General features: G+C 61.8%; 12 protein-coding genes and 2 pseudogenes. 4 read left to right on the plus strand and 10 right to left on the minus strand.

Features of this window, described 5'->3' with window-relative positions:
- Positions 1 to 161: 161 nt before the first annotated feature.
- Positions 162 to 989: an IS21-like element helper ATPase IstB gene (gene istB, locus ACTDXD_RS19480; RefSeq protein ID WP_440123913.1), complete on the minus strand. Its 828-nt coding sequence runs from the start codon at positions 987 to 989 to the stop codon at positions 162 to 164.
- Positions 986 to 2348, minus strand: a pseudogene (locus ACTDXD_RS19485) (Mu transposase domain-containing protein). The gene istB and the pseudogene ACTDXD_RS19485 overlap by 4 nt, the downstream one beginning before the upstream one ends.
- A gap of 257 nt (positions 2349 to 2605) precedes the next feature.
- Here ACTDXD_RS19485 and istA point away from each other — a divergent pair.
- Positions 2606 to 3985 (plus strand): IS21 family transposase, encoded by a 1380-nt coding sequence (istA, locus tag ACTDXD_RS19490; protein WP_440123914.1) that lies wholly within the window; start codon positions 2606 to 2608, stop codon positions 3983 to 3985.
- Positions 3982 to 4779 (plus strand): annotated as a pseudogene (locus tag ACTDXD_RS19495) (ATP-binding protein). The gene istA and the pseudogene ACTDXD_RS19495 overlap by 4 nt, the downstream one beginning before the upstream one ends.
- 191 nt (positions 4780 to 4970) lie before the next feature.
- Here ACTDXD_RS19495 and ACTDXD_RS19500 read toward each other — a convergent pair.
- From ACTDXD_RS19500 to ACTDXD_RS19530, 7 genes are all read right to left on the minus strand, one after another.
- Positions 4971 to 5192, minus strand: a complete 222-nt coding sequence (locus ACTDXD_RS19500; RefSeq protein WP_440123915.1) for a helix-turn-helix domain-containing protein — start codon at positions 5190 to 5192, stop codon at positions 4971 to 4973.
- A 191-nt stretch (positions 5193 to 5383) separates the two neighbouring features.
- Positions 5384 to 5743 (minus strand): nucleotide pyrophosphohydrolase, encoded by a 360-nt coding sequence (locus tag ACTDXD_RS19505; RefSeq protein ID WP_440123916.1) that lies wholly within the window; start codon positions 5741 to 5743, stop codon positions 5384 to 5386.
- A gap of 97 nt (positions 5744 to 5840) precedes the next feature.
- Positions 5841 to 6617, minus strand: a complete 777-nt coding sequence (locus ACTDXD_RS19510) for a hypothetical protein (RefSeq protein WP_440123917.1) — start codon at positions 6615 to 6617, stop codon at positions 5841 to 5843.
- A gap of 422 nt (positions 6618 to 7039) precedes the next feature.
- Positions 7040 to 7975 carry a hypothetical protein gene (locus ACTDXD_RS19515; RefSeq protein ID WP_440123918.1) on the minus strand — a complete coding sequence of 312 codons (936 nt, stop codon included), beginning with the start codon at positions 7973 to 7975 and terminating at the stop codon, positions 7040 to 7042.
- Between the two features lie 317 nt (positions 7976 to 8292).
- Positions 8293 to 8655, minus strand: a complete 363-nt coding sequence (locus ACTDXD_RS19520; RefSeq protein ID WP_440123919.1) for a hypothetical protein — start codon at positions 8653 to 8655, stop codon at positions 8293 to 8295.
- A 99-nt stretch (positions 8656 to 8754) separates the two neighbouring features.
- The gene (locus tag ACTDXD_RS19525; protein WP_440123920.1) at positions 8755 to 10248 is read right to left on the minus strand and encodes a DUF4011 domain-containing protein; all 1494 of its coding nucleotides are present in this window, start codon (positions 10246 to 10248) and stop codon (positions 8755 to 8757) included.
- A gap of 1380 nt (positions 10249 to 11628) precedes the next feature.
- On the minus strand, positions 11629 to 12372 hold the full coding sequence (locus ACTDXD_RS19530; protein ID WP_440123921.1) for an IclR family transcriptional regulator: 744 nt from the start codon (positions 12370 to 12372) through the stop codon (positions 11629 to 11631).
- Between the two features lie 90 nt (positions 12373 to 12462).
- Here ACTDXD_RS19530 and ACTDXD_RS19535 point away from each other — a divergent pair, with 90 nt between their 5' ends.
- Complete coding sequence (locus ACTDXD_RS19535; protein ID WP_440123922.1) at positions 12463 to 13632, plus strand: CaiB/BaiF CoA transferase family protein; 1170 nt, start codon at positions 12463 to 12465, stop codon at positions 13630 to 13632.
- 70 nt (positions 13633 to 13702) lie between these two features.
- Here ACTDXD_RS19535 and ACTDXD_RS19540 read toward each other — a convergent pair whose 3' ends face one another.
- On the minus strand, positions 13703 to 14317 hold the full coding sequence (locus ACTDXD_RS19540; RefSeq protein WP_440123923.1) for a helix-turn-helix domain-containing protein: 615 nt from the start codon (positions 14315 to 14317) through the stop codon (positions 13703 to 13705).
- Between the two features lie 269 nt (positions 14318 to 14586).
- Between ACTDXD_RS19540 and ACTDXD_RS19545 the strand changes: the two genes are divergently transcribed.
- The gene (locus ACTDXD_RS19545; protein ID WP_440123924.1) at positions 14587 to 15780 is read left to right on the plus strand and encodes a Rieske 2Fe-2S domain-containing protein; all 1194 of its coding nucleotides are present in this window, start codon (positions 14587 to 14589) and stop codon (positions 15778 to 15780) included.
- Position 15781: the final 1 nt, after the last annotated feature.

Consider the following 15781-nt stretch of genomic DNA (forward strand, 5'->3'; position numbering starts at 1 on the left):
TACTGCGATTGTGGCTCGGGACGGCCGCTCTGCCGGCGCCTGGGCTGCGCACGATCGCAGACCACGCCGGGGTGGACCGCAAAACCGTCCGACGCTACGTTGATGAGGCTCAGCGAAGGTGCTCGCTTGTGCTCGACGAAAGTGCCCACCCGTGGGCGGGTTCACTGTAGCGGTTGCCGGGTGCCGGTGGTGGCTCGACGGAGCTTTTCGGACCGGGCATGATGGTCACGCAGCCGGTAGGAATCCCCGTCAAGGTTGAGCACGACCGATCGGTGCAGAAGCCGATCGAGCATCGCGGCGGCGACGGTCGTATCGCCGAGGACCTCACCCCATTCTCCGACACCCCGGTTGGTGGTGATGATGATCGAGGTCTTCAGATAGCGTTGCGCGACAACCTGAAACAGTGCGGAGGCGGCCTCACCCGGTAACGGAAGGTAGCCGAGTTCGTCGATCACCAGCAGCGTCGGGCCGGCGTAGAACCGCATCGTCGTCGCCCACCGGCCTTCGATCGCAGCGCGGTGACAGCGGGCGGCCAGATCGGCGGCGGTGGTGAAGTAGGTGCGGTAGCCGGCATGCGCGGCTGCCCGCGCCAAACCCACCGACAGGTGGGTCTTTCCGACCCCCGGTGGCCCGATGAGCAGGACGTTCGTCGCGGTTTCGAGGAACCGGCAGGTCCCCAGTTCGGCGATCAGTGCCCGATCGAGTCCGGGGGCGGCGTCGTAGTCGAAGTCCTCGAGACAGGCCGGGGTGGGCAGGCATGCGAACCGCAACCGCCCGGCGAGGCGGCGGGCTTCGGTGGCGTCGACCTCGATCGACAGTAGCTGTTCGAGGGCTGCGGTCATCGACAGTCCGTCCTTCTGGGCGCGGTCGAGTACCGATGGCAGCGCTTCGGCGGCGTCGTGCAGCTTCAGGGTGGCCAGGTGACCGCGCAGCCGCTGATAGAGACTCGCGGTGTGGGTGGGCGTGATGGTGGTGTCGGGGGTGCTCATACCAGGGTGTTCCTTCCGCGGGCAGCACGCTCGTAGGCGGCCAGATCGATGACCGTCGACGCCGACGCCGACGCAGTTGACGACGAGGGATGGTCGGTGGTTTTGGTGCGCAATGCTGCTGCCGCAGCGAGGGCATCGGGCCCGGGTGGGATGCGTTCCTTGCGGCGGTGTGGCCGGCCTCCGGCCGCGGCGCCGGCCATCGCGGCCTGTTCGAGGGCGTGGACGTGGCCGTGATCGCGCACGAGAGCGCCGGCCCCGTCCGGAGCGAGGCGGTGTCGGGCGACGGTGATCTGCGAGGCGGTGACGATGTCGATCACCTCGTCACCGAGTCGGCGGGTGACGGTGACCTGTGCTGCGGCCAGTTCCGGGGGCACCGAGTAGCGGTTGCCTCGGTAGGCCACCAGCGCCTGCCGTGACACGGTGCGGGTCTCGGTGACCGTCACCGGATACGGAACCGGTGGTGGCGGTGCCAGGGGTTCGGTCGCAGCGATCGCCGCCACCGTCGATTTTCCTTCGGGGGTGGTCCGGGATCGGGCATCGGCGCGCCGACTGCAGAATTTGTCCACGCTGGCCTGGGCCTGCTCGACAGTGAGTTCGTTCGCCACGGTGCGCCACCATCGCTGGGCCGCAGTGTGATTGGCCTTCTCGACGACACCCTTTCGATTGCCGGTCCGGGGCGGGCAGATCGCGACCGAGACGCCGTAATATTTGGCGACCCCGGCGAAGGATGCGGTGACCTTTCCGCTGTCGGGGTAACAGACCGTGGTCATCCGATCGAACCGCCAGGTGTGGGTCAGGCCGCCGAGCTTGCGACAGATACGGTCGAGACCGTCGATCAAGTGAGGTTGAGTCATGGCCGGGGCGAGCACCCCACGCCACCGACCCGAATGGGCGAGCGAGCCGACCAGCAGATACGCGGTCGTGCCCCAGCCCCACGAGGCAGGTGGGTTCGGCAACTCGACCCAGTCCCACTGGGGTTTCCACCCCCGGCGGATGGTCGCTGACCGCATTGGGGCGGTCGGTCGCGCACGCGCAGGCCTGGCAGACGGGCCGGAGCTGTCGTTGCCGGATCTGGCGGGTCAGGGTCTGATACGAGGCGGTGTAACCGAGGTCCTCGAGTTCGTCGCACAAGGTCCGCGCCCACAAATGCGGATCCTCGGTCAGGCGGGCTCTCACATAGGCGACGAACGGCTCGAACGGGTCCTCACCAGCGGGTTTACGGATTCCGGGGGTAGTGGTGCCGTTCAGATAGTTGCGGATCGTGCGCCGGTTTCGGCCGGTGTGCCGGGCGATCGCCGAGATCGTCCAGCCTCGTTTGTGCAGTGCGTGGATCTCCACGTCTTCCTCCCATGTCAACATGAGAAAGCGGGTCTCCTTCGGGGTGCTGGTGCGTGGTCAGAGACCACCAGCATCGAAGGAGACCCGCCCTCATCGGCGGAGCCACACGGGTGAGCACTTTCGGTGAGCAGGACTGAGCAGGATCAAAGAGCGCCATCAACGTCGACGCCGCTCAGTCTGCCGGGCTGAACAGGGACGACACTGCAGCCGACATTGATGACGAGTTGATCGCGGCGGTCGTCGATACCGTGCGCCCCGACCGGCTTCATGGGCATGGTGTGGCCTGGGAACAGTTGGTTCCTCACGAGGAGCAGATCACCAGGTGGGTGGCAGGAGACGGTGAGCAGAAACCACTGACGATCACCAAAATCGAAGTGCTCCTTGCCCGCCAGGGCTGCGTGGTGCCGTACCGGACGCTGCACCGCTTCGCTACCGAGCGGTGCGGTTTCGGCCGCAGGGACCTCACCGTTCGAGTCGTCGACGGAGATCCGGGTGTCGAATGCCAAGTCGACTTCGGGTATCTGGGGATGCTCACCGATCCCGAGGACGGCCGGGCCCGCAAGGTCCACGCCCTGATCTTCACCGCCGTGTACAGCCGACACATGTTCGTGTGGCTGACCTATTCGCAGACGTTGGTGGCGGTGATCGCCGGATGCGAGGCGGCATGGAGGTTCTTCGGCGGGGTCTTCGCGGTCCTGATTCCGGACAACCTCAAACCGGTCGTCACGACCGCGGATCCGGTCACCCCGCGTTTCAGCCAGGGGTGGCTCGACTACAGCAGTCACGTCGGATTCATCACCGATCCCGCACGGATTCGCTCACCGAAGGACAAATCCCGTGTCGAACGCACCGTGCAATACGTGCGCGGAAACTTCTGGGCCGGTGAACACTTCACCGATCTAGCCGAGGCTCAGGATGCGGTTGTTCGGTGGTGCAGTACCACCGCGGGCATGCGTATCCACGGCACGACCTGTGCACGGCCGCTGGAAGTCTTCGACGACACCGAACAGCGAAGTTTGCTGCCGGTGCCGGCGGTCTACGATGTGCCGATCTTCAAGGACGTGAAAGTGCACCGCGATTTCCACGCAGAAGTCGGGCGGGCGTTGTATTCGTTGCCGCAACAGTGGATCGGATCGACGCTGTCGGTGCGCGCCGACAGCGAACTGGTGAAGTTCTATCACCGCGGCATCCTGGTGAAGATCCACCCTCGCACGCCGCCGGGTGGACGGAGCACCGACCGCGCTGACCTGCCCGAACACAAGTCCGATTACGCGCTACGTGATGTCACCTCGCTGATCGCCAAGTGCACCGCGCACGGGCTGAACGGCGGGATCTATGCCGAACGCATCCTCGACGACCCGCTGCCGTGGACGAGGATCCGCAGCGTCTACCGTCTGCAAGGACTGGTGCGCCGCTACGGCGCTGAACGGGTCGAGCAGGCGTGCTCCCTGTCACTCGATCTCGACGTCGTCTCGGTCACCAAGATCGCCTCGATGCTCGAGCGTGCCACCGAGAAGACTTCGCCGGATCTGCCGAAAGCAGTCGGGCACACCGCATCACGATTCTCACGTGATCCGTCCGAATTCAACACTGCTGCAACTGCACCCGCCCTGTCAGTCGTCGGCGACAGTACCGAGAACACGGAGACCCAGCGATGAGCGCCAATATCCGCACCGCAGCCACCGACCCTGTCGGCACCGATATGATCCGACTATTGAAAGCCCTCAAACTCGGGGCGCTGGCCGACACGCTGCCCGAACGCGCAGCCCTGGCCCGTCAACACAAACTCAGCCACATCGGGTTCCTCGAAGTGCTCCTCGCCGACGAAGTGAATCGGCGTGAATCACGTTCGGCGACATTGCGGGCCACCAAAGCAGGACTCGATCCGGCGATGGCGCCCGATACCTGGAATGCACTCGACGATCTGCGCTACGACCGGACACTCCTCGGGGATCTGACCTCATTGCGGTTCTTCGACAACCAGCAGTCCGCGATCGTCCTCGGCCCCGTCGGCAAGACCCATCTGGCAACAGCATGAGGGCACATGGCAATCCGGCGTCGGCACAGTGTTCTGTTCGCACGCTCGGACAAGCTGTTCACCCGGCTCCGCGCAGCCCGACTGGATAACACCGTCGACGCCGAGATCCGCAGGTTGACCGCAATTGATGTGCTCATCATCGACGACTTCGCGCTGCGACCGCTCGATGCCACCGAAACCAACGACTTCTACGAACTCATCGTCGAACGGCACAAGAAGAAGACCACGATCGTCACATCCAATCGCGAGCCGTCGGAGTGGCTGACGATGACCGCAGACACCCTTCTTGCTCAATCCGCGATCGACCGGCTGACCTCCAACGCCCACACGCTCGTCGTCGAAGGGCCGTCCTACCGTCAACGCACCCGCCCCGGAGCAGTTGACGCCGGCGCCGACAACACGCATCCTCAGTAACGCGCCATGGTGGTCCCTACCCTCTGGCAATCAGGTGGTCCCATCAACCTGGCAAGCGACATCTGGCCCCTATCAGCGATCACTCATCGCCTGTCCACCTCGGTGACATCACAAAATTGATCATCGTGCAACAGGTTGACGTAGTCATGCCGAGGTGTCCAGTTCAGTGGTCGGAGACGGGTCGTTTCCGACTACGAACAAGGTAACGGGTGCAACGCCTCGAACCCATGCTCGTTGAACGTGTGGATGATATCGCGGACGTAGTCGTCGCTGACCTGCATCAACGAGGTGATGTCCTTGACCGTTTGGCCTTGTGAGGATATCAGGACCACGATGGTGCGGCTGATCTTCTGCAGCCGTCGGCCTTCCTCCATGCTCAACGATCGGACGAACACGCTCGGTTTGCGTGCCACGACCACCTCCTTGTCTCGACTCGGAGATAGTCTGCCGTGGACGTGTCGGTCAGCCGGGGATTACCCGGTCAACGATCCGTGTCGAGCCACTAGCTCGATGCAATCTGCCAGCGAAACTGAGTTCAGAACGGTGTCTTGGTAGTGCTGCCTTGAATCTTTGCCTCCAGCAGGCTGCAGAACAACGAGCGACATTAGTTTGCCTCCAAGTCGGTGTATTTCGTTGCGCGCCCTTCTGATTGGCCCACGGGGTACTTTGCCTCGTTGGCGTCAGCTTTCCTTCGTACTGCATCCTCAAGGTCGATATCGAGAACATCCGCAAGTCTGAGTGGGTAAATGAGCACATCTGCGATTTCTTCCTCGACCCGGTGACTTGCCCCCCGGTTTCCACTGATCGCAGCACTTTCTTCAGGTGTGAGCCGCTGGAAGATCTCGGTGAGTTCACCAATCTCCCCACTGAGCGCCATCACGAGGTTCTTGGGAGTATGGAACTGTCCCCAATCTCTACGCTCTACGAACGCACGGGGAAGTGCTTGAAGGTTATCGATCACCATACCAGATTTCTACCATGCGTACTTCGTCATAGTCGGACCTCCCGTTTGTGGGGACGACCGAGCTGGGCGAAGCCGGGGTTGTTTGCCGGATTACAGGCTAATCCCAAAGTCCGCTGAATCCACTGAACCCGGGGGATCTAGGTAGGGTGGAACGAGCCGCGGGCTTCCGTATGCTTTCGCCATGCATAAATCCGTATCGTGTGGCGAACACCCCGATGAGAAGAGCGATGATCAGGGTCGGTATAGCAAAGTCAGGTGACCATCCCGGCCAAAATATGGAAATCGCTACAGCGAAGACGAGTGATAGTGAAAGAGCGTGACCAACCAATGAGAATATTGGTCCAAAAAGCGCATCGAAGAGGTAGTTCTCGACGCCTTTGGTTGACGCTGAAACATTTTGCATCGTTAGCGATACTGAAGGACTTTGCGTTCGGCTCCCTCTTTTATTCGCCTCTAAGTCTACTAACGCTTGAATCATGATTTCCTTGCCATGAGGGATCACTTGGGGGTTTATGGATATCACCTCTGATGCCTTGATGGAGATTCTGTCGTCTCCACTAGCAACTCTATCGTCGATCCTTACGGCTAAGATTCTTCCGCCCACCCTTATGTGCAGATGTCCGCCATCAAACGAGTTCGGTCCGATATCGCTAGGACCAAGATTTTTTATCCAAAAAGTGCGAACCGCGGGGTGGGAGACGCTTTCTCCATCTAAGGAATACTGAATCCCCTTCCATGGGATCCTGGATTCCGAGGATGAGTAAGAGATATGGAGTAAGGTTCGGCGATTTCCATAAAGACGACTGGCGAACCAGCTTATTACGCCGCCCAGGAGAAGCGTTGCGACTGCAAGTATGATCGCGTTCTTGTCCACGTTACGAGAATATCCTGCGGCATGCTCTAGGGCCATCCTTTGACCTCGCTAGTTCTGAGCGAGGACTTCCGGGGTTTGTGAGTGAATCGAGTGCTGCGTCCTGTCGGGGAGGTAAGGCTCGAAATATTGCATGGCGTGACTCCAAGGCGCACCACGTTTATTATCAGGATTGCGATTTCCCCTGCTGGATCGCGCACTGCTACAAGAGGATTTTCCCGCTAAGTCGAGCTGTCTCAACGGATCCAGCGCTCAAGTTCTCATGCGGAGCCTAACCGCTACGCCGCAAATGGAATCGGACGCGAATTATATGTCTACAGTCGTTGGTGACTCATATCGAGTGAGTGTGAGTGAGCGAGTCACGGAGCGGAATGCGTGAAAGCATCACCAGATGACGGCGATGTTCACGAAAATGCGATCTCTTGCTACGGCGTTCGTCGGTGGATTTCGTTGTCGTTAAGGGGTTCGAAATTCTGGTCTACCCATGATCGATACTCCCCAACGAGATCCCGTCCATGCCGCGTCTTGTACTCGACGGCCTTGTCGTTGTTCGTCTTACGGATTTCTGGATTCTGGTCCTTGATCGTTTTCTTTGACGGTCCGCTGCGCCGGCCGTTACTGAGGATCACCGAATGCTCCTCATGAATGACTTCAGTTGCGTATCTGTTGTAGAACGGAACTGGAGACATAAGTGTCCTCCAGTAAACCCAGTCCCGTGGAACGAGTAAGAGTTGCTTACCGAAGCATTTGGGAAGGGTGAATTTGGCCTCATTCCAATCTAATTTTGCACTGTTCCAAACAGTGGTTTCGACGGTGCTGCTACTGTTCCGGAGGTTTGGGTAGGTTCGCATCATGTCGTCCGTGAAATCTGCGAGCACGTCAAATATTATGCGCGTGGTCATATCAGAAATTCGATCGTCACCGACCATGTCGAGGAACAGTCTGGTGTCCTCAAGTCTCGTCAGCACCGAGTGCTGGCAGGCGGGATTGACACGAAGCTCGTCCCAAAATTGTGTTGCTAGCTTGTCCGCGAATGCACGTCCGCGGGAACCGACCTGAGATAGCCCGAGTCGAGTTTCATTCGGTTCGTGAAGGTGGCGCAACAACGACCGCCCTTTACTGAGTTTCGCAGGAGACGAGCTTCGCGCGGCGGATACTACTTCCTTGAAGAACGATTCAAGCTGCGTCTGGGCCTTTTTTGCGTGAGGACCACTTCCGTTGCGGATAGCGCTGGGGTCAAGAAAGAGGGCGTTGTCCTTGTCGATGTGTACATCGACGAAAGGGAATGACCCCGTTATGCTGTAGTGGCTCGATACCCGTACCATCTGCCCCCCAGGATAGAAGAATCTGGGTGTGATCATACAGTGCTGACGTCGAAGTTGCCCGATCTGTCCGTTCAGCTGGGAGCGTGGCCGGATGGGGAGCGGTTACACCGGTAGACGCTTGTTCCGCAGTTGTGGGCTGCAAGATCTACCTCTGTTGGACGTGCGTGCCGTGGACCGTGGTATCGATCCATGCATTAAGTGGCTGTCGTACCGGCTACGATCCGGGCAACGATGGCGCGGGAGGCTTACCCGATTCGGTCCACGGAGAGCGATACCCCTGCTATTGATCGCCTACGGTATCGGTTCAAAATTTTGCCTGGCGCTCACAGAAGCGCTCTTACGAAACTGCCTGCCTAGATCTCCTTCGTCGCACTGTCGGGTCCAGCACGTCGACTCGTCCGGCTGCTGGCCACGACCGGATTTCTGCCCGCATTGAGATTGGTGCCGAACAGTCCCTTGTTGCACTCTTCCGCGTCGGCGATGAAGCGATCCACGTCGCCGGATTCGATGAACATCGGGACGAAGGTGCGCAGCAACGGTGCGCAGTTCTCGTGTGCACGGGTGATCTCGGCCAGCAGGGAGACGCGCGCCGCCGCGAACTGGGAGCTACGCAGCCACGCAAGTGTGGCCGTGTCCGGAACGGGCCGGCCGAGCTGACGTCGTGCCTGCGGAAGGGGCGCGACGACAGCATCGGGTGCGGCTACGCCCTCAAGCACCGACCGAGTCCTTTGACTTGCCAGTGCCGCGTCGATCGCATCCGCGAATCGGAGAACGGCAAGGGAAACGTGCTGGTCCTCGAACTCTTCGGAGATGACTCACGCCAACGACCATGGTGACCCCGGCCGGATCTCCAGCGGCTGTGCTGCCCGCGCGAAGAGCTCGAGCGTGTCGCGGAGCGTCGACCACGGTTGGGTCGGTCGCGACACGTACCATGCGGGGATCGGTGCGACCGGTCCGTCGCCGACCTCGAGTACCGCTTCGAATGATCGCCACAAGGAGTGATCGATGCCGTTGCGACTGTGGATCTTGTTCGGGTAATCGGCCAGCGGAACGAGCTTGGAGCGGAACTCGGCGACCTTCGCGTCCCAGGTGTGCGAGTTGTAGTACACACTGTTGTCGATCGCAGCCTTGTGTTGAGCGCGAATCGCGTTGGGACTCTGACTCTTCCCGTGCAGATCCAGCATGAAATTGGACAGACCGACCTTCGTCAGGCGCTTTTTCACCACGTCGAGGGCGGCCTGCTTCTCGGCGACGAACAGAACGGTCTTGCCATGTTCGAGCGCGTGCGCGATCAGGTTGGTGATGGTCTGTGATTTTCCGGTCCCCGGAGGGCCCTCGATCACGAATGTACGTCCGGAAGCCGCCAGCGCGACCGCCCGGAGCTGGGATCCGTCGGCCGGGATGGGAACTGGAACGGACGCTTCGTCGACCTGGACGCCGTCGAGGCTCTCGTCGCCGACCGGGTCGCGGAAGGACTCGCCCGCGTGGTGCGTCAGATGTCGGACGATAAGGGACTGCTCCAGGACGTCCCAATGATCAGTGAGGTCCTTCCACATCCCGAACGTGCCGAACTGGCAGATTGCGACGCTGGCAACCTCGTCGACCCGCAGATCGATGTTGTTCTCGACGAGTGCGGCGCGGATACCGAGGAGAGCATGGGTGATGTCGAGGCCGCTCTCGTCGAGCTTCGGTGACTCGAGGGCCTCGATCGACACGTTGTGCTTCAGACGGAGCCATTCGACGAGACAGTAGTTGGGAGAAGCGACTTCGGTGGAGTCGACGGAGATCTGGAACGGTTTTCGGCCGGTGCCGCCGACAATGCGAATCGGGAGGAGGAACAGGGGCGCGCGTGCTTCCAGGCCGGTCGATGTGCGGTGGATCAGCGCCCCGAGCGTCAAATAGAGGTTCGAGCTACCGGTCTCTTCGAGCATGGTGCGTGCCGTGCGAGCGAGTTCCTTGAAGCGCTTCGCATACAGATCGCGGGTGACCGCGCTGTACATGCGCCGGTCGTCGGAGAGATACGAGAGCAGAAGATCCGATCCGAGATCGGCCGCGCGCTGCGCGCCTCGCAGTTCGTGAATCGACGACAACTCGTCGTGGGGAGTAAGCGTGATGGCGTCGCCCGAGTGGATGATGTCGTCGAGACGCGCGAGTCCATGGTGGGGAACGTGAAGGTCGATGACCTGGGCCGACGGCTTGAGGTTCAACAGACGGTTGCGTGTGCTCAGGTCGAGTAGCGCGCTTCCACTTGCGAACCCTTGCCGGAGCTCGGTCGGTGGTGTCGAGCACAGCGTCGTCGGCAGTGCCACGGATCTTCAGCTCATCCGGAAGGTCGATGACTACCTCATGAAGATCGACCGGTCGAGGTGGGGGAGCGGGTGCGACCTCATCTGCCGAGGGCAGCGGCCGGATACCGCTCTTCCGTGCGGCGACGATATCGACAACGCCGAACAGTGACTCCGGGGTGGCGAAACGGGCTCGGCCGCGCGCCATAGCACCCTTGAAGTCGCCAGCGGGAGACTGCTCGTAGTAGACCGCATCCACCGCGACGGCTTTGCCTGACTCGACCAGGTTGATGAGAGCGTTGGGCTCGGTGATCGTGGGGTGGGGCAGCGGCGCATCATCTCGCAGAAAACCCGAGAAGGCGTGGCCGTCGACGATCCAGAGGAGAGGGCGGAGCCCTGCCTCCTCTAGGCATGCGGCGTAGGTGACCGAGAGGTCGATGCAGGTACCGAAGCTCTCTTCCAATACCTGGGCGGTGGTTCGGATCTTCTGGCCGGTTGCTTCGAAGGATGCCGGAGGATTGATGTACCGGATTCCGCGCGACCGCAACGACTCGTAGATCGCAGCAGCGATGAGCGCCGCACGTTCCGGTCCGTTCTGATAACCCTCCAGCGATGAGTCGCCGGTGTTCGTGCGGAGCAGTTCAGCAGCGTCGCTGAGCACAGACCGGACAGCGGAAGTGTTCGGCTGGATGAAGGCGGCCAGAGAGTCGTAGAAGATCGGGCCGTTGAACCACTCGTTGTGGGCCAAGACCTGCATCGGCACCGTCAGGTGGATGTCGGGTGCCCACATTCTCGACACCGTGACCGCAATGGTCGCGGGGTGAGCTTCGTTCAGTGCACGCAGGTAGGGAACTGCTGGTGCGAATGCCGCGAAGTCGTCCCAGTAGGCGTCGGTACCGTTGAGAAGTTCGCCGTCGTGGGTACGGGTCCATGCCGGTGCGAGCTCTTCGCCGTTGCCGAACAGGCGCACCGTGACGGTCGCGTCAACAGCTGGCAAGCCTGACGAGTTGGTGACGCGCAGCCCCGCGATCAGCGGCACCGAATTATGGACAAGCGCCAGGTTGACCGCCGGCTGACTGAGCAACTCGACCTCGAGACCGGACTCCTCGGCCGTGTACCGCTGCCACAGCGACGCGTCTCCCACTACTTCCTCACCTTCCTCGTCAGCTTGCAGACGTCATTTCAGGCAAACCCGACACAGCGTCCACCCCGCGTGTATCGGTGCGGAGTCACTGAATGTGACACCGCTCGTGTCTGCCCTGGTGGAGGTGGGGTCGGGCCCGCGCGACGGGAGGGTGATGTGACGACAAGACGGGCGGCGTGCCCGACAACTTGTCCCGCATCCGGCGCCTGAGAGACCCTCGGAGATCAGCCGCGGCGAGTCGGTGATGGCGCGCTTGCCGGTCAGTTCCGAAATTGTTCACTGATCGCGTCGGCCGCGGAGCGAGCGCACGCGCCAAGTCGCTCGACACCGGTTACGGGAAGTCGGTGGATCGGCAGGAACACCGAGATCGATCCGAGTGGGCGGCCCTGCCGCCCGAGGATCGGCGCTGCGATGGAGGCGATGTCGTCGCGCAGTTCGCCTTCGGCGACGGCGTAGCCGCGCACGCGAACCAGCTCCAGCTCTTCTTCGAGGCGTTCCATCGCGGTGATCGTGGCGGTGGTGAATCCCGTCAGGTCATCGTCGAGTAGATCCCTGACCTCGTCGGAACTCATTTGGGAGAGAATGGCTTTCCCATTCGCCGAGGCATGGCACGCGGACCGCGTGCCGGCGGGCCAATAGATTCGGACCGGATTCGACGACTCCTCGACCTCGACGACGACCACTTCTTTGCCTTCGCGCACGGCCAGGTGCACCGATTCGCCCGTTTCATCCCGTAGTGCTTCCATCGCCGCGCGGGCATGCTCGCGAAGGCCGGTGTCGGCGGTGACGTGGCGCGACAGGTCGATCGGCTTGGTCGTCAGGATCCATCCACCGGTCCGTCCGCCTGCTTGGCGGATCCAGTCGGCGGCCTCGAGGGCTCGCAGGATGCGCTGCATTGTGCTCTTGGGCATGTCCATGCTGTTCGCCAATTGGCTCACCCCGGCGGGTTGGATCCTGGCGACCTCGTCCAGCACTCGTAGCGCGGTCACGACTGTTTGCTGCATTGACTTCCTCCCACGGCTGCCTTTAGCGTACTCGTACCACTCTCCGGCACAAAACATTTAATTGTGCCAAATAATGGAACAGGAGAAGTTGTGGTAACTCTTCCACTCGAAGGCCTCCGTGTCGTGGACTTCACTCAAGCCCTGTCCGGTCCGTACTGCACCCTGCTGCTGGGCGACTTCGGTGCGGACGTGATCAAGGTCGAGCGCGCGGGGACCGGCGACGACTCGCGGCGATGGGGGCCGCCGTTCGTCGGCGACACCGCGGCCTACTTCCTCTCGGTGAACAGAAACAAGCGCAGCATTGCGCTCGATCTGAAAAATGAAGATGACAGGGAGCGCGCGGTGGAGCTCACCACCACGGCAGACGTCGTCGTCGAAAACTGGCGCCCCGGCACCGCCGATAGGCTCGGCCTCGGCCACGAAGAGATGCGGGCACTGAACCCGCGGCTGGTGTACTGCTCGATCTCCGGGTTCGGTGAGACTTCCCAGCGACCCGGCTACGACCAAGTTGTGCAAGGAACATCTGGCTGGATGAGCATCACCGGCGCCCCCGACGGATCACCGACCAAAAGTGGTCTCCCCATTGCGGACATCGCTTCCGGCATGTTCGCCACTCAAGCCATCCTGGCCTCGCTGGTGCGCAGGGACCGTACCGATGAGGGCGCCTACATCGATCTGGCGATGCAAGACTCGTTGGTCTCCATGCTCACCTATCAGGCCGGAACCTACTTCGCGACAGGACAATCCCCACGTCGCAACGGCAATCAACACGCCACGCTCGCCCCGTACGGAACGTTCGATACCGCAGACGGCCAGGTCAACATCTCCGTCGGCAACGACCGGCAATGGCACAGTCTCTGTGAAGCGATCGGTTCTCCCGACCTGGCCGCCGACGCCCGGTTCGCCACCAACAGCGATCGCGTCGCCAACACTGCCTCGCTCCGCACAGAACTCGAGTCGAAACTGACGCTCCTCACCACCGGCGCGACTCTGGCCGCAGCCGACCTCGCCGGAGTGCCCGCCGGTGCGATCCACGATCTCGAAGAGGTTCTGACCAGCCGCGATCTCGAGGACCGCGGAATGATTCTGACCTCGAGCCATTCCCGACTCGGAGAACTGCAGTCTCTCGGATCCCCGTGGCATATCGACGGCGCATCCTCAACCGCCCGTCTGGCACCGCCGGACCTCGGTCAGCACACCGACGAAATCATCGACGAACTCCACCGCCGCCGTGCGGCGGTGTTGTCGTCGGCGAAGTGAAGGAGATGGGTACCGGCACCACTTCCGTGGTTCGGTAATTCGCCTGAACCATCCCGTTCGCGGCCGCTGATCAGTCGGAAGTGCGCTTTGCGGAGCGGCGGGGTCGCGACCCGTTCTCGAGCGGTTCGAACAGTACGGCGGTGTTGATGGTGGCGAGTTCACGGCTCGCGGCCTCGTACAGACCGGTGAGTACCTGCATCGACCGCGATGCGTGCCGCATCTTCGTGGTGATGTCGCTCAGTTCCTCGAGGTTCGACACCAGGGTCTCGCGGCGTAGCTGGGCGTAGCGGTCGGTGACGGCTCGACCCTTCTCGGTGACGGTGAAGACGGAGGAAGTGCCGGACTTTCGTCGTTCGAGCAGGCCGAGGCCGACGAGTTTGCGGAGGTTGTACTGCAAGTTCGGCAGGTCCTCGCGGTTGGTCAATTGGGCGATTGTCGCGGTGTCCTTGGACCGCTCTTGCATCCGGACTACGTGGAGCGCGACGATCTCGTTGAATGCCAGGTCCAGATCGGTGGCCGCCCGGATCGCCTGGATGGCGAAGCGTTGAAACCCGCCTTCGGCTTGGAGGATTGCGAATTCGAAGGACGTCAGCGCGTCCTCGTATGCGTTCTCCGCGAGATGCCAGCGCCTCCCGCTGGGCAGCGGCGCGGTGTCGCTGGTTGGCTCGGATTCTGCGCTGGTCATCACTGTCTTCCGCGGTCGGGCCGGGCTTATCGCCCCGCGGCGGGTTTGCCGCGCGTGTCAAAGGTACCAAGCTGCGCGGCCCGTTTTGGACGTAAAATCCATGAAAACTCTATTGACTATCAATGGATGTTCGATATTGTGGTTCCAGACACACGGATGTGTCACCGCACTCCTCGGAACGCCGGTCTCCGGCCCCCATTCCGGTCGCGTCTCAGCCCACAAGATCGCGGCCGGCCCCCCACATCACCACCTCCAGGGAGGTCACCTTCATGACCGCTACATCGCACAGCGGCTCCTCGGCAGGAGTCACGCGTCAGTACGCCCCGTACGTCCAGGCAGACTGGGGCTTCGCCAACCACTGGTACCCGGCCCTGCTGTCCACGGAACTCGAGGACGGCACTGCCGAGGGCATCACCATCGGCGGGCACAACATCGCGCTGCGCCGCAGCGCAGGCAAGGCCTACGCCGTCTCCGACCGGTGCATCCACCGCGGCGTGAAACTCTCGGCGAAGCCGATGTGCCTCTCCGAGGGCACGATCACCTGCTGGTACCACGGCTTCACCTACGGACTCGAGGACGGAAGCCTGACGACCATCGTCGGCAACCCGGACGACTCACTGATCGGCAAAGCCGGCATCCGAACCTACCCGGTGGAAGAGTCGAACGGAATCATCTACGTATTCGTGGGCGACGAGGATTTCGGAACTCCGCCGCCCCTGTCCAGTGACCTGCCCGCGCCGGTTACCAACGACCCCAACGATTCTCCGGTTCCGCACCTGCTCGACGAGGGCATCGTGGTCCGCGGTATCCACCGCAAGCTGGTCGGGAACTGGCGCCTCGCCGCCGAGAACGGTCTCGACCCGGGCCACCTGCTGGTGCACTGGGACAATCAGATCCTCGTCGCCCTCGACCGCGCCTTGCCCCTCGGTGTCAACGCGCTCACCGACACCGCAACCGAAGAGATCGACATCGAGGACGGTCCGAAGGGCGTGATGAACCGCTACGACCGCCCCGACCTGTACAAACCGGTTCTCGACAATCCCAAGGTCAACATGAAGGCGCGCGGCACGGTGCCGCACTACTTCCGCACGTCCCTGTGGGTTCCCGGTGTCCTGATGGTCGAGCACTGGCCGATCACCGACCACGTCCAGTACGAGTTCTACGTTCCGATCGACGATCACCATCACGAGTACTGGGAGATCATCGCCACCCGCGCCCGCACCGACGAGGAGATCGCAGAGTTCAACTTCAAGTACGACAACTTCATGCTGCCGCTGGCCCTCGAGGGCTTCAACAACAGCGACGTCTTCGCGCGTGAAGCCACCGAGGAGCACTACACCCGCTTCGATGGCTGGAACAACGAGATGCTTTGCGACATGGATTATTCCATCATCGCGTGGCGCAAGATGGCCGCCCGACACCCGCGGGGATTCTTCGAGTCGCCGTACCTGGACGAGGACTGAC

Origin of the sequence: Rhodococcus sp. SJ-3 (assembly GCF_051918125.1) — a bacterium.
In the GTDB taxonomy this organism is placed as follows: Bacteria; Actinomycetota; Actinomycetes; order Mycobacteriales; family Mycobacteriaceae; genus Rhodococcus.

Coding starts and splice junctions, on each gene's coding strand:
- istB (WP_440123913.1), bottom strand. CDS start 989: ATGAGCACCCCCGACACCACCATCACGCCCACCCACACCGCGAGTCTC.
- ACTDXD_RS19505 (WP_440123916.1), bottom strand. CDS start 5,743: ATGGTGATCGATAACCTTCAAGCACTTCCCCGTGCGTTCGTAGAGCGT.
- ACTDXD_RS19515 (WP_440123918.1), bottom strand. CDS start 7,975: ATGATCACACCCAGATTCTTCTATCCTGGGGGGCAGATGGTACGGGTA.
- ACTDXD_RS19530 (WP_440123921.1), bottom strand. CDS start 12,372: ATGCAGCAAACAGTCGTGACCGCGCTACGAGTGCTGGACGAGGTCGCC.
- ACTDXD_RS19540 (WP_440123923.1), bottom strand. CDS start 14,317: ATGACCAGCGCAGAATCCGAGCCAACCAGCGACACCGCGCCGCTGCCC.
- ACTDXD_RS19545 (WP_440123924.1), top strand. CDS start 14,587: ATGACCGCTACATCGCACAGCGGCTCCTCGGCAGGAGTCACGCGTCAG.